The 14,292-nt window shown below is 72.5% G+C and carries 11 protein-coding genes; 5 read left to right on the top strand and 6 right to left on the bottom strand.

Translation table 11 applies throughout. The features are described 5' to 3' along the window. Positions 1-73: 73 nt before the first annotated feature. The gene (locus AC4OXY_RS07190) at positions 74-1,651 is read left to right on the top strand and encodes a serine/threonine-protein kinase (RefSeq protein ID WP_491993476.1); all 1,578 of its coding nucleotides are present in this window, start codon (positions 74-76) and stop codon (positions 1,649-1,651) included. 48 nt (positions 1,652-1,699) lie between these two features. Here the strand turns inward: AC4OXY_RS07190 and AC4OXY_RS07185 are convergent, their stop codons facing one another. Both AC4OXY_RS07185 and AC4OXY_RS07180 read right to left on the bottom strand, forming a co-directional pair. Beyond that, positions 1,700-2,266, bottom strand: coding sequence for a DUF6817 domain-containing protein (locus tag AC4OXY_RS07185; protein WP_491993475.1), 567 nt, complete (start codon positions 2,264-2,266; stop codon positions 1,700-1,702). Between the two features lie 95 nt (positions 2,267-2,361). Further along, positions 2,362-3,918 (bottom strand): GntT/GntP/DsdX family permease, encoded by a 1,557-nt coding sequence (locus AC4OXY_RS07180; protein WP_491993474.1) that lies wholly within the window; start codon positions 3,916-3,918, stop codon positions 2,362-2,364. 201 nt (positions 3,919-4,119) lie between these two features. On the opposite strand from AC4OXY_RS07180, the gene AC4OXY_RS07175 reads away from it, so the two are divergent. Together AC4OXY_RS07175 and AC4OXY_RS07170 are read left to right on the top strand one after the other, a co-directional pair. Continuing rightward, positions 4,120-5,766 (top strand): sensor histidine kinase, encoded by a 1,647-nt coding sequence (locus AC4OXY_RS07175; protein WP_491993473.1) that lies wholly within the window; start codon positions 4,120-4,122, stop codon positions 5,764-5,766. Then, complete coding sequence (locus AC4OXY_RS07170; protein ID WP_402068157.1) at positions 5,763-6,446, top strand: response regulator; 684 nt, start codon at positions 5,763-5,765, stop codon at positions 6,444-6,446. The genes AC4OXY_RS07175 and AC4OXY_RS07170 overlap by 4 nt, the downstream gene beginning before the upstream one ends. A 34-nt stretch (positions 6,447-6,480) precedes the next feature. Here the strand turns inward: AC4OXY_RS07170 and AC4OXY_RS07165 are convergent, their stop codons facing one another. The 4 genes from AC4OXY_RS07165 to AC4OXY_RS07150 form a co-directional block, all read right to left on the bottom strand. Continuing rightward, positions 6,481-7,395 (bottom strand): YceI family protein, encoded by a 915-nt coding sequence (locus AC4OXY_RS07165; protein ID WP_356033094.1) that lies wholly within the window; start codon positions 7,393-7,395, stop codon positions 6,481-6,483. Positions 7,396-7,489: 94 nt separating this feature from the next. After that, positions 7,490-8,569: a maleylacetate reductase gene (locus tag AC4OXY_RS07160; RefSeq protein WP_491993472.1), complete on the bottom strand. Its 1,080-nt coding sequence runs from the start codon at positions 8,567-8,569 to the stop codon at positions 7,490-7,492. Beyond that, on the bottom strand, positions 8,566-9,462 hold the full coding sequence (locus AC4OXY_RS07155) for an intradiol ring-cleavage dioxygenase (RefSeq protein ID WP_491993471.1): 897 nt from the start codon (positions 9,460-9,462) through the stop codon (positions 8,566-8,568). Before AC4OXY_RS07155 ends, AC4OXY_RS07160 begins: the two co-directional genes overlap by 4 nt. A gap of 74 nt (positions 9,463-9,536) precedes the next feature. Then, positions 9,537-11,276, bottom strand: coding sequence for an FAD-dependent oxidoreductase (locus tag AC4OXY_RS07150; RefSeq protein WP_491993470.1), 1,740 nt, complete (start codon positions 11,274-11,276; stop codon positions 9,537-9,539). A 179-nt stretch (positions 11,277-11,455) separates the two neighbouring features. Here AC4OXY_RS07150 and AC4OXY_RS07145 point away from each other — a divergent pair, with 179 nt between their 5' ends. Together AC4OXY_RS07145 and AC4OXY_RS07140 are read left to right on the top strand one after the other, a co-directional pair. Next, positions 11,456-13,168, top strand: coding sequence for a helix-turn-helix domain-containing protein (locus AC4OXY_RS07145; protein WP_491993469.1), 1,713 nt, complete (start codon positions 11,456-11,458; stop codon positions 13,166-13,168). Positions 13,169-13,246: 78 nt separating this feature from the next. Next, complete coding sequence (locus AC4OXY_RS07140; protein WP_491993468.1) at positions 13,247-13,978, top strand: DUF7873 family protein; 732 nt, start codon at positions 13,247-13,249, stop codon at positions 13,976-13,978. Positions 13,979-14,292 lie beyond the last annotated feature (314 nt).

Genomic DNA, 14,292 nt, shown 5'->3' with positions numbered 1-14,292 from the left:
CCCTCCCGACGAGGTCGGTTAATGTGCACGATCAGTGACATAAGGGGGGACGGACCAGGCGGAGGACAGGGCTGTGTCGGACGAAGGGAGACTCGTCGCCGGACGTTACCGGCTGGTCGAGCGCATCGGCCGCGGTGGCATGGGCACGGTCTGGCGGGCCGAGGACGAGGTGCTCGCCCGGCAGGTCGCACTCAAGCAGCTCCACACACAGCCCCACCTCTCCGACGCCGAGGTCGCCACGCTGTACGAGCGGACCCGCCGGGAGGCGCGCAGCGCCGCCCGGATCGTGCATCCCAACGTGATCGTCGTCCATGACGTCGCCGAGGACGACGGGCGGCCCTGCATCGTCATGGAGTACGTCCCCGCGCCCACGCTCGGCGACGCCCTCAAGGACGGCCGGACCCTGCCCCCCGACGAGGCCGCCCGGATCGGCCTCGGCATGATCGCCGCCGTACGGGCCGCGCACACCGCGGGTGTCCTGCACCGCGACATCAAACCCGCGAACGTCCTGCTGGGCGCCGGGGGCCGCGTCGTCCTGACCGACTTCGGCATCGCCCGGACCGACGGGGCCTCGACGCTCACGCAGACCGGGGAGATGATCGGCTCCATCGACTTCATGGCCCCGGAGCGGATCCGCGGCCAGGATCCCGGCCCCGCCTCCGATCTGTGGTCGTTGGGCGCCACGCTGTACCAGGCGGTCGAGGGGCGCCCGCCGTACCGTCGCGACACCGCCATGGAGACCGCGTACGCCATCGCCACCGACCCGCTGGAGCCGATGCGGCAGGCCGGGCCGCTGACGACGCTCGTCGAGACCCTGCTGGCCAAGGACCCCGCGGACCGCCCCACCGCGGAGCAGACGGAACAGGCCCTGCGAGCCGTCGGGTCCGGCGCCTCGCCCACCGGCACCGCGCCGTCGGCCGGCCCGGCGGGCCTCCGGCCCGACGACACCCGGTCCGCGGTACGGACCTCCCCGGCGCGCCATGCGCCGCCCGAGCCGTCGGACGGGGACCGGCAGGACGCGGGGGACCCGCACGAACGCCGCCGGGGCCGCAGGCGCCCGCGGCGCGCACTGGTGCCGGCGGTCACCGCCCTGGTGGTCGCGTCCGCCGCCGCGGCGGCCTTCTACGTCCTCTCGCACGAGGGCGCGGACCAGGCGCACGCCCACCGCACCGGCGGCACCGCGGCCGGCACCCCGTCGGCCACGCCCTCGCCCGTCCCCGCCGGCTACCACCTGGTCCGCGACCAGCGGCTCGGCGTCTCCTTCCCCGTGCCGGACGGCTGGAAGCCGAAGAAGGGGCCGAGCGACGAGGTCACCTACGCCGACCCGAGCGGCCTGGCCGGCATCACGATCGGCATGGTGGACCCGGCCGGCTCGCACCCCGTCGAGCACTTCGCGGACATCGAGGCGAACACCAAGGTCAACTACGACACGTACCGCAGGCTGCGCATGCAGAAGACCACCTTCAAGGGCAAGCCGGCCGCGGTGTGGGAGTTCACCTTCCGCGGCCGTGCCCGCGTCTTCCGCGCCATCGACCTGGGATACGGCACGGTCGGCGGCCGGGAGTACGACATCTACGTGTCGGCCCCGGACGCCCGGTGGGACACGTACCGTCCCGTCTTCGACCACCTGCGGGACGGGTTCACCGACTGACCGGCGGCCCGGCGCGGACGGCTGCAGCGCCGCAGGAGTCGAAGGACGTCAGCCCAGTTGGCGGGCGACCGCGTCGCGTGCGGCGGGCGGCAGCAGGGGACCCACCCGGGTGAGCAGGCCGTACAGTCCGGAGCCGTGCTGCCTGGCCAGGTCCGCGTTGTGCGCCAGTACGTCGAGTTCGTTGGCGGCCGTGATGGTGAGAAACGCCCGGAGGGTTTCGGCCGGAGGCTGGTGCTCACGGCCTGTGAAGCGGTCCCGGAAGACGACCGCGTCGGTGCCGTCGAGGCGGGGGTACGTGGCGGCGCGGTCGCAGCTCGCGTAGAAGTAGACCAGTTCTTCGGCCTGTTGACCGATCAGCCCGAGAAGTGTGGCCCGGTCCGTGACGGGCAGCAGCTTCGGGCCGAAACCGTCCGTTCCGTACGTCGCATGGCACAGCCCCGCGGTCTGGACGACGCCGTCCGCTCCCCAGTCGGCCAGCATCCGGCGCACACGCGACAGGTGCTCCAGCAGCGTTCCTCCGGGATGCGGGACCAGCGCGGCTCGCCGGTCGCGCAGGAAGGCCTCGACCGCTTGCTGCTCACGTTCCGTCAGGTGGTGCCGCCGGGCTGATGCCATGGGGCCGAGCGTAACGCCGACGCACAGCGCCGAGCCCCGGCCGCGGGAGCGTTGCGGCCGGGGCACGCGTCGACCGTCGGAGGACGGTGCCGGCGTCAGACGACGGTGTCGAGCAGCAGGATGATGCCCAGTGAGGTCAGCGACAGCAGCGTGTGGGAGACGGTCCAGGTGCGGAGCGTGCCGCCCACGGACAGGCCGAAGTACTCCTTGAACATCCAGAACGAGGCGTCGTTGACGTGCCCGAGGAACGCGGCTCCGGAGCCGAGAGCCAGGGCGACCAGGGCCGCGTGCGGGGAGTCGAGGCCCTGCGCCAGCGGGCCGACGATGCCGGCCGCCGCCACGGTGGCCACCGTGCCGGAACCGGTCGCCGTGCGCATGAGGGCGGCCACCAGCCAGGCCAGCAGGAGCAGGGGGAGGTGCAGATGCTGGGCGGCCTGGCCGATCGCGGCGTTGATGCCGGAGTCCTGGAGCGCCGCGGAGTAGCCGCCGCCCGCCCCGACGATCACCAGGACACCGGCGACGGGCGGGAAGGAACGGGACAGCGTCTCCTGGACCTCGCGGCGCGAGGAGCCGACGGCCCAGCCGAAGGTGAACAGCGCCACCAGGATCGCCGCGAGCAGGGAGATCATCGGCGTGCCGAGGAACTCGACGGCGGTCAGGACAGCGCCGTGCGCCCAGTGGAAGGTGTCGCAACTCGCCTTGAGCATCATCAGCGCGATCGGCAGCAGGATGGTGCCGACCGTCACGGAGAACCGCGGCATGTGCCGCCGGCTCCGCGGCTCGCCCTCCTCGCGGGCGGCGTCCGTCGGTGCCTCGGGGCGGTCCGTCACGGCGACGCCCGTCGAGGCCGCCGATGCCGATGCCGACGCGGAGCCGCGGGCACCGGCCCGCACGTGCGAGCGGGCGTGATCGAGCGCGGCGGTGACGGCGGCGCTCGGCGGCGCGGCGGTGGTGAACGCCGCCAGCGCGGAGTCGGGGACACGGGCACTGACCCGCGGCCAGACGTACGCGGTGAACAGCGGCCCGACCACGATCGCGCAGGGGATCGCGACGATCAGGCCGTAGACGAGGGTGAGGCCGATGTCGGCGTGCACCGCGTTGACCGCCACGAGCACCCCGGGATGCGGAGGCACCAGCGCGTGCACGGTGGCCAGACCGGCCATGGCGGGGATGCCGACCCGCAGCACCGGATAGTCCGCGCGCCGGGCGATCTGGAGGACCAGCGGCACCAGCATGACGAAGCCGACCTCGAAGAACATCGGCAGGCCGACGATGCAGGCGATCGCCGTGACGGCCCAGGGCAGTCGTTTCGGCCCGGCGACCCGGGTGAGCGTCGCCACGATCTGGTCGATGCCGCCGGAATCGGCCATCAGCCGGCCGAGCACGGCTCCCAGGACGATGAGGATGCCGACCTTGCCCATGATGTTGCCGAGGCCGGTGGTGAAGGAATCCGCCGCCCTTTCGACGCCTGCCCCGGACAGTACCGAGACGGTGAGCGCACCCACCATCAGAGCCAGAAAGGCGTGCAGCTTCGCCCAGCTGATGAGGAGGACGACCACCGCGATGGAGATGCCGACCAGTGCGAGCAGCCAGGTGTCGTGGCCGGTCCAGGCCACGGCCGCCGGGGCCGTTTTCGCGGATTGTGATGCCAACGCTGCCATCATGCGCATTCAGCTTTCCCTAATTCCCGGGAACTCCCGTAATCGAATTTCCGGGCACCGTATGCGCAGGCGGCGCCACGTCACCAGAGGCGTAACCGTTGCGTTAATTGAGGGCGACGTAAATCTTTCCGTGCTTTCTGCTCGTATTGTGCACGCGGGTCCGCGGGGTGTTCTCCCGGATACCCTGGCGTCATGTTCCGCGGTCCCCGTATTGCCACGCAGGCGCTGCTCGCCCAGGTCCTGGCGCTCGTCGTCGTCCTCGGTGCCGGCTTCGCCCTGACGGTGGCCCTCCTGCGGGACTCCGCCGAGCAGCAGTACGAGCAGCGCGCCCTCGCGGTCGCCCGCAGCGTCGCCGAGAACCCGGTCGTGGCCCAGCGGATCGGCGCCCGCTCGGATCCCGGCGGCGAGGTGGAACACCTCGCGGAGGCGGTACGACGACGCACCGGCATGCTGTTCGTCGTCGTGACCGACCGGCGCGGCATCCGCTGGTCGCACCCGGACCCGTCCGAGGTCGGCAAGGTGGTCAGCACGCCGCCCACCGCGTTGAACGGCCGCGAGTCGGTGTCCGTCCAGCGCGGCACCCTCGGCACCTCCGCCCGCGCCAAGGTCCCGCTGCGCTCCGCCGACGGAGCCGTGGTCGGTGAGGTCAGCACCGGCGTCCGGGTCACGACGGCACTGGAGGCCGCCGTACCGCTGATCCGTGAGCAGGCCGCGTTCTCGGCCGGAGCCCTGCTCGTCGGCATCGGCGCGGCGGCCCTGCTGACCCGCCGCCTCAAGCGGCAGACCCTCGGCCTGGAACCGGCCGAACTCGCCGAGCTGCTGCGCGAACAGCAGGCCGTGCTGCACGGTGTGGGCGACGGCGTCCTCGCCGTGGATCCCGCGAACCGGATCACGGTGTGCAACGAGGAGGCGGCCCGGCTGCTCGACGGATCGGTACGGCCGGGCACCCCGCTCGGCGACGCCGTCCTTCCCGTGCCGGTGCGCCGGGCGCTGGCGGAGCGGCAGGAGCTGCGGCAGAGCGTGGCCGTGGTGGGCCGACGGCTGCTCGTGCTGAGCGCGCAGGCGGTCCGGCGCGGCGAGCAGGACCTCGGCCATGTGGTCACGCTGCGGGACCGGACCGAGGTGGACGAGCTGGAGCGTGAGCGGTCCGCGCTGCGCGCGCTCTCCGACGCCCTGCGCGCCCAGGCCCACGAGTACACGAACCGGCTGCACACCCTCTCCGGCATGCTCGCCACCGGCGGCGTCGAGGAGGCACAGGACTACCTGCGCGAACTGGCCGCCGCGCCGCTCGCCACCGAGGGCCGCGACGGCGCCCGGCTGGCCGACCCCTACCTGCGCGGACTGCTGGCGGCCAAGACGGCGACCGCCTCCGAACACGGTGTGGAACTGCGCCTGGACGCGGACTCCTATCTGCCCGGACGGCTCACCGAGCCGCTCGACGTGGTCAGTGTGGTCGGCAATCTGCTGGACAACGCCGTACGTGCGGCCGAGAGCGGACAGCGGCGTCCGGCCTGGGCGGAGCTGAGCGTGCTGGCCGAGGGCGATACCCTGCACGTGGCCGTGGCCGACAGCGGCGACGGGATCCGGCCCGAGGACGTCGACCGGCTGTTCAGCCGGGGGTTCACGACCCGGGACCCGCAGGAGCGGGCGGGGCACGGCATCGGGCTCACCCTGGCCCGCCAGCTCGCGACCAAGCACGGCGGCGAACTGCGCCTGGGACAGCCCGGCGGGGACGCACACGGCGCGGTCTTCCTGGCCCGCTTCCCCGCCGTGCTGGAGCGGCGGGCCGCGGCGGGCACGGAGGCCGAACACGCGCGAACACAAGGAGGCGAGCAGTGATCCGGGTCCTGGTCGTGGACGACGACTATCGCGTCGCCGAACTGCACGCCCGCTACGTGAACGCGGTCGACGGCTTCACGGTCGCCGGTACGGCCCATTCCGCGGCGAAGGCGGTGGAGTTGAGCCGCGCACTGCGGCCCGACCTCATTCTGCTCGACCTGTATCTGCCCGACCGGCTGGGCACCGAGGTGCTGCCCGCGCTGTCGGGCGACGTGATGATGGTGACGGCGGCCGCCGACGCCGCGCAGGTACGGGCGGCGCTGGGGTGCGGGGCCATGGGCTACCTGATCAAACCCTTCGACGAGCGCGAGCTGAGGAACCGTCTGGCCGCGTACGCCCGCTTCCACGCCCAACTCGCCACCGACCGCTCCCTCGCCCAGGACCAGGTGGACCGCGCGCTGCGCGCCCTGCACGGCACGGACCGCACCGTCCGTGCCCGGCCGCCGCGGGCCACCCCCACCGGAAAGCTCGTCGCGGACACCGTGGCCTCTCTCGACGGCCCGATCACCGCCAGCGCGCTCGCCGAACGCCTGGGCATCTCCCGCCCGACCGCCCAGCGCTACCTGGCCGATCTCGCCGCGGCCGGCACGATCCGCATCGAACTGCGGTACGGCGCCGCCGGCCGACCGGAGCACCTCTACTCGTGGAACGGCGACGGTTCGGAACCGGACCAGGACTGATCCCTGCGCAGCGCGGGGCTGTTCCGCCTGCGGGTTACTCGGGAGGGGTGGGTGTGTCGTGCGTCCGGTACATCGCCTGTACGTCCAGTTCCAGCTGGACCGTCGGGCCCACCACCGCGATCCCGCGGGCCAGCATGGTGCGCCAGTTCAGGGTGTAGTCCTCGCGGTGCAGCTCCGCCTTGGCCAGCGCGGCGCAGCGCAGTTCCTCGCCGTAACCGCCGTTCACCGTGCCGAGGTAGGTCGAGTCCAGCGACACCGAGCGGCTCACGCCGTGCATGGTCAGGGAGCCGTGCAGGGTCCACCTGCTGCCGCCCCGGTAGGCGAAGCGCGTGCTGGCGAAGTCGATGTGCGGGAAACGCGCGACGTCGAGGAAGTCGGCCGAGCGCAGGTGGTTGTCGCGGGTGTTGTTGCCCGTGGTGATGCTGGACGCGTCGATGCGGACGTGCACTCGGGAGCGGGTCATGTCCTGATCGATCTGGATGCCGCCGTCGAAGCGCTCGAAGCGGCCGTGGACGTGTGCCATGCCGACGTGCTTGGCGATGAAGCGGATGGCCGTGTGCGGTGGGTCGAAGAGCCAGGTGCCGGGCGACGGCAGCTCCAGGGCCTGTGCGGGCTGGAGCCACACGCGCTCGGTGGGCGCGGCCGCACCCGCCGCGATCGCCACCGTCTCGCGGTGCGGCCGCAGCCCTTCCGCGGCGATCAGCAGGCTGTACTGGCCCGGCGGCAGCGCCGCGAGGAAGAAGCCGTACGGGTCGGTGGTGCCGCGGGCCACGACGCGGTGTGTGTCCAGCGCGGTGACCGTGACGTCCGCGGCCGCCATGGGCGAACCCATGGGGTCGACGACCTCGCGGCCCACACCGCCCGCGCCGCTGGGGAGGGAGAGCGAAAGGCCCGCCGCCTCGGCCGGGGCGCCCTTGGGTCGCCGACGCCGGAGCAGTGCGAAGGCCATGATGTTCACCTTTCTCGACGCATGGCGCAGCCGCGCCCGCATACGGTCACACCCCCCGTTCGATCGTGAGACACACTGCGTCGGCACGGGTGTCTCAATACGAGACAGTCACGTCCCGTCCCTCGAACGCCGCGCGCAGCACCCCGAGGACGCCTTCCGCCGTGACCGTGCGTGGATTGGCGTACGGCAGGCCCGCCACCTGCTCGGCCGCCACCGCCAAGTCGCCTTCCTTCAAGCCGAGTTCGGCGAGGGAACGCGGCGCCCCCAGTCCCACCGACAGGTCGCGCAGGGCACGCGGCGAGTCATGGGTGTCCAGCGCCCGGTCGAGGGCGGCCATCGCCTGCGGCACCGCGGGCGCGTTGTGGGCGAGGGCGTACGGGAGCACCACCGTGTGTGTCTGTGCGTGCGGGAGTCCGAACGTGCCGCCCAGCACATGGCACAGCTTGTGGTGCAGGCCCATGGTGGTGGCGCCGAGGCACGCTCCGCAGAGCCACGCCGCGTACAGGGCCCGGCCGCGCGCGTCGAGCCCGGTGGGTTCGGCGGCCAGCTGCGGCAGCGCCTTGGCCATCGCGCGGACACCCTCCTGCGCCATGAGCGAGACCAGTGGCGAGGTGTCCGGGGCGTACAGCGCCTCGACGGCGTGGGCCAGGGCGTTGACACCGCTGGTCACGCTGAGCGGCACCGGCAGTGAGAGGGTGAGCTCGGGGTCGTAGACGACGCTGCGGGGCTGGACCACTGGGTCGCGGCCGGTGCGCTTGACGCCGTGTTCCGTCAGGCCCCAGACCGGGGTCATCTCCGAGCCCGCGTACGTGGACGGCACGGCGATCAGCGGCAGGCCCGTGCGCAGCGCGATCGCCTTGCCGAGGCCGATGGCCGAACCGCCGCCGACCGCGACGCACCCGTCGGCCCCGGCCGCCCGCGCCACCGCGACGGCCCGGTCGGCGACGTCGACGGGAACATGCATCCGTGCCTCGGCGTGCAGCCCCGCGCAGGTGTCGCCGAGCGCGTCCGCCACCGCCCTGGCGACGGTCTCGCCCCGGCTTCCGCAGACCACCAACAGCCGCCGCAGACCGAGGCGCTGGGCCTCGTCCGGGACCGCGGTCACGGATGCGCCGGGCCGGAAGACGACCCGCACGGGCCGGGTCTCGTACACGAAGTCGGCGGAGAACGTCATGACGCCCGCTCCAGGACGAGGTCGAAGCGCGCCTGCCGGAAGGGGTTCGGGACACCGAACTCCCGGGCCAGAGCCGGGTCGTCGATCCGCGCGAACTCCTGCACCAGGCTCTTCTTCACCGCGAACACGGCGTCGGAGTCCAGGTAGTCGCTGCCGGCCACGAAGATGTGCGTGGTGACGGGGGAGTGGCCGTCGGCCGTGGCGATGAAGTGGATGTGCGCGGGGCGGTAGGGGTGCCGGCCGGTGGCGTGCAACAGGGTGCCGACCGGGCCGTCCGTGGGGATCGGGTAGGGGGCCGGGACACAGGTGCGGAACCAGAACCGGCCCTCGGCGTCGGCCGTGAACAGTCCGCGGCCGTTGCCCGCGGGCTGGACGTCCGGCTGCTGCACGTCGTAGTAGCCCTCGGCGTCGGCCTGCCAGACGTCCAGGACGGCGCCGGGCAGCGGGGAGCCGTCCTGCGAGCGCACCCGGCCGCTGACGACGCACGGCTCGCCGCCGCCCACCAGGTCGATGTCGTCGCCGAGCCGACGGGCGGGCGACTCGGTCAGGTGGAAGGGGCCGAGCACGGTCGACTCGGTGGCGCCGGGGCCGCGGCCGTCGTTGACGGTCTCGACGAGCATGGACAGGCCGAGCACGTCCGACAGCAGGATGAACTCCTGCCGTGTGTCCGTGCAGGTCTGCCCGGTCGCCGTCAGGAATCCGACGGCCTTCTCCCACTCCTCCTGCGTGAGCCGGGTCTCGCGCACGAAGTCGTGCAGATGGCGGATGAGCCCGCCGAGCAACTCCCGCAGCCGGGGATCGGCAGTCGCGCGCAGACTGGCGAGGGCCTCCTCGGTGACGGCCTCCTCGGTGACGGCCTCTTCGATGACGGTCTTTTCCGCGCCGCTGGTCATACGAGCTCCTTGTCGTCTGCGGCATTGCGCGTTCCGCTGCCCACGGTGACCTGCCTTCCCGCCGTCGCGTGTGTTCAGCCGTGCCCAAGGATGCGCCGCAGCGCGTTCGTCAGCAGCGGCTCGGCGTCGGGTGCCGCCGACGGGTGCCGGAAAGCTACGAAACCGTCGGGACGTACCAGCAGGGCACCCGCGTCGGACACCTCGCTCAGCCGCGCCCAGTCGCCGTACGGGTCCTCGTACTCCTGGCCGGGGCCGATGACCACGGTGGCGATGTCGATCTCCTGCGCCTGCGCGGCCCGCACCCAGCCGTCGCCGCCGATGCCGGTCAGCAGGGTGAAACGGCCCCGGCCGACGGCGTCGAGCGTGGAGAGCCTGCGGGTGCCGGAGGTGATCCAGGCGTGCGGCAGCTTCGCGCCGGGGCGGGAGGAGGGCTGGTGGTGGAGCTCCGGGTCGCGGGCGAAGCCGGGGTCGGGGGTGCCGTCGGGCACGATGGCGTCGGAGTCGTACCGCTGGTTGAGGTCGACGCCGTGCGCGTTGAACTCGTAGACCTTGAGGGCGATCGCCTCGCGCAGCCGGGCGCGCTGCTTCTCGGCGGCCTCGGTGGCGTCCTTGCGGGCGGCGATGTTGGCCCGCAGTTGTTCGGGGGTCTGCGGGGAGAGTCCGTCGAGCGCCTCGAAGATGGGGGCGGTCTCGCCGATGGACTTGTTGGCGCGGGTGACGATCTGCCGGCCGATCGGGGCGCGTTCGGCGGTGTACGTGTCGAGGAGCCGGGCGTCGGCGGTCCCGTCGAGGACCATCTTCAGCTTCCAGGCCAGGTTGTACGAGTCCTGGATGGAGGTGTTGGAGCCGAGGCCGTTGGACGGCGGATGGCGGTGCGTGGCGTCACCGGCGCAGAAGACGCGGCCGTTCGCGTACGTCTGCGCGTACATCTCGTTGACCGTCCACGCGGAGGACGACCTGATCGTCACGGGGATGTCGTCGTCGCCGATCAGCCTGCGGACGACGGACTCGGCGTACTCGGTGGTCAGATCGGGGGCGCCCGCGGTGACGTCGTACCCCCACACGATCAGCCACTCGTTCCACGGCCGGACGCAGCGCACCAGCCCGGCGCCGATGCCGCCGACCGTCGCGCCCGGAGCGAGCACCCAGTAGAGGGTGGACGGACGGTGTGCGGTGTACCGGGCCAGGTCCGCGTCGAAGACGATGTTGATGCTGCCCGCGACGCCCATCCGGCCGCCCATCGGCAGGCCGGCGTCCGCGGCGACCTTCGAGCGGCCGCCGTCCGCGCCGATCAGGTATTTCGCGCGGATCTCGTACGTGTCCCCGCGCAGCCGGTCGTGGAGGGTGGCGGTGACGCCGCCCGTGTCCTGGGTGTGGGAGAGGTACTCGGTCTGGAAGCGCAGCCGGGTGCCGCGGGCGACGGCGGCGTCGACGAGCACCGGCTCCATGAGGTGCTGGGGCATGTCGCACATGCGGGTCGGGCTCGCGAGGTCGTGCGCGGCCTGGACGAGCGGGTCGTTGCCCCAGGAGCGCACCCGGCCGAGTTCCTCGCCGGCCAGGCTGGTGCAGAAGGTCGTGTCGCCCATCAGGTGCTGTGGGGTGGCCCGTGCGATGACGTCCTGTTCGACTCCGAGGTCGCGCAGCACCTCCATCGTGCGCTGGTTGGTGATGTGGGCGCGGGGCGTGTCGGCGAGGCTCGCGCAGCGGGTCACGACGAGGTTGGGCACGCCGTAGGTGCTCAGCGCGAGCGCGGCCGACGCGCCGGCGGGGCCACTGCCTACGATCAGGACGTCGGTCTCGACGACGGTGGGCACGGGTGCTCCTGAGGGGGAGAGCGGACTTCAGGCAGTCATGATCATGGTGCGGTGCGCCGGGGCACGGCTGTCTCATTTCGAGACAGCCCGGTCAACTCGCCTTCCCTGTACGGGTGGGGCCGACGGGGCGGACCGTAGTTGTTGTCGATTCAACTGACTCCGGTAGGGTGGAAGGCGTCGTGACCAGCACCCAACACACCCCTGCCGACCTCACGCTCACCCCGCTGCGCCAGGCCCGCGAGCGGTTCCTGACCGGGCGTCCCCTGCCGGACGGCGTGCCGGACGAGGTCGTCGCCGCTTGGCGGCGCGCCCGGTTCTTCGGGGTGCCGCACGACCTCCGGCAGCCGGCCGCCGGCCCCGTCCCGCCGCTGGAGTCGGCCCTGCTCGGCGTCGCCCGCCCCGTGCTGGAGCGGCTCGCACCCGCCCTGGGGACCGGCCGGGCGGTCCTGCTCCTCACCGACCACCGGTTGCGTGTGCTGTGGACGGGAGGCAGCGTCCCTGGGCTCGAACCCTGCTCCGACCTCTCGGAACAGGAGGTCGGCCACAACAGCGCGGCCCTCGCGGCGCGCACCCGGCGCCGGGCCGAGGTGCACGGTCCCGAGCACTTCCTGGACCGCTGGCAGGACCTGTCGGCGGTGAGCGTGCCGGTGCTCGCGCCGGACGGCGGGCATCTGGTCGGCACGGTGAGCGTCGTGACAGGGCTGTGCGGCGGGTGCCCGCCGCATCCGGGCGCCGCGCTCGCCGAGGCCGCCGCGAACGCCGTGGAAGCCGTGCTGCTCACCCGGTCGCGGACGGCCGAACGGGCCCTGCTCGACGCCTATCGCCGGGCGGCTCAGGGCCCGGACCTCGCGGTGGCGGTCCTCGACGGCCGCAACCGGCTGCTCAGTCCGGCCGCGGAGCGGCTGCTCTCGCCGCAGGCACTGGCCGCGCTGGAGCGCCGGGCCGTGTCCGTACGCGGGCACGACACGCCGGTCGACGTCGTCCGGCTGCCCGAGGGCGCGGGCTGCACCGCGCGGGTGACCCCCGTACGTCATGAGGGTGCCGTGATCGGGCTCGTGGCTCTGCTGCACCCGCTCGCCGACCCCGGCCGCCCCGCGCGACGCCGGTCCACGGCCCTGGCCGGTTCGTCGGTCGCCTGGCGGCACGCGGTGGCGCGTGCGCTCACCCTGGCGGGTTCCGCGGGGCCGTTGCTGTTGACGGGCGAGCGGGGCACGGGCAAGACGGTGCTGGCCCGTCAGCTGCCGGGAGGAAGCGCCGCGCGGGTCGTCGACGCAGCCGAGGACGAAGAACTCGGTTGCATACAGGTCGAGTTGGAGCGGGATCGGCCGGTACTGCTGCGGCACGCGGAGCGGCTCACACAGCCCGGTGTGGCCGCGCTCAACTCCCTGCTCGGCACACACCCGCACGCCCCGCTGCTGGTGACCTACACGCCTGGCGCGCCGCCCGGCCCCTGTCTCCAGCGGCTCCTGGACACGCTGGCCGCCCGCTCCGTGTCCCTGCCCGCGCTGCGTGAACGCCCCGAGGACATAGGGGAGTTGCTGTCGGCGCTGACGCCGCGGCCGCTGCCGGGACGGGCACCGCTGGCCTGGACGCTCGACGCGCTGCGCGCCCTGGAGCAGCACCCGTGGCCGGGGAACATCACCGAACTCGCCCATGTCGTACGGACGCTGGCGGAGCACCGACGCGTGTCCGGGCCGGTCCGGCGGGCCGAACTGCCGGACCCGGTGCGGGAAGGCCCCGCGGAGCGGCACCTCAGCGCGATCGAGCACGCCGAACGCACCGCGATCCTGGACGCGTTGCGCCGGCACGGCGGCAACAAGGCGCGCACGGCGGCCGCTCTGGGCATCGGCCGGGCGACGCTGTACCGCAAGCTGCGGGGCTATCAGGGCTGAACGGCCGGCGGCGATAAAGGAGATGCGGGTGTTCCAGCCTGCGGGGTACGTTCCTGCCTGTTCGAAGGGGGACCCGAAGTGGCGAAACTGAACCAGATCATCGCCGTCGAGAAGAGTGTCAAGAGCAAGTCGCTCCAGGACATCACCGCGGCACACCACAAGGTGCAGAAGCCGGCCCTGCTGGCCGGTATCTCGCGCACGTACCAGCCGAAGGACGAGGAGGGCGAGCAACTGCCGCCCGAGTCCACGCGCGTACAGGTGCAGGCCGAGGACGTGCTGCGGGAGATGTCCGCGTCGCTCACCCGGCTCTTCGACGTGACCGCCACCAAGGACTGGGCGAACTGCGCGGCCCGCGCGGACGTCGCGGTCGACGGCCGGACCATTCTCAGCGACGTCCCCGTCAGCTACCTCCTCTTCCTGGAGAAGCAGCTCACCGACCTGCACACGTTCGTCAGGAAGCTCCCCACCCTCGACGCCGCCGAGTCCTGGTCGCACGACCCCTCCACGGACTGGTGGAAGACGGACCCGGTGCGCACGATCCGCACCAAGAAGGTCCCGCGCAACCACGTCAAGGCAGAGGCCACCGAGAAGCACCCGGCGCAGGTCGAGGTGTACTACGAGGACGTGCCCATCGGGTACTGGACGACCGTGAAGTTCTCCGGAGCGCTCCCGGCTCGGCGGGTCAACGAACTGGTGGAGCGCGTGGAGAAGCTTCAGCAGGCGGTGAAGTTCGCCCGCGAGGAGGCCAACGGCGCCGAGGTCACCGACCAGCGGATCGGCGACGCGGTGTTCGGCTACCTGCTCGGCTGACGCCGGCCGACCAGGTGGCAATCCATGATCGCCCCCGCGTGCGAGCGCGGGGGTGCGCGACAGGCGCGGGCCGGATTGAGGACCGGTCCGCGCGATGAGCGCAAGCTGACACTGAAGTTCAGCCTGAAGAAGCGGTGCCGCAAAGGTCCCGCGGTCAATCTCAGACTCTCGCTCCAGTCTCAGCATCGCCGCCGATCGCCGGATCGACCGAGGCCGGACGAACGCCGTCGGATGCGAGTTCGACTCTCGCCTGCACCTCTCACGCGGTGCGGTAGTTCAAAGGAAGAACACGACGGCATGATGACTGATCCGTC

The organism is Streptomyces sp. HUAS MG56, assembly GCF_058673395.1.
This window is presented reverse-complemented; position numbering and strand designations above follow the sequence as displayed.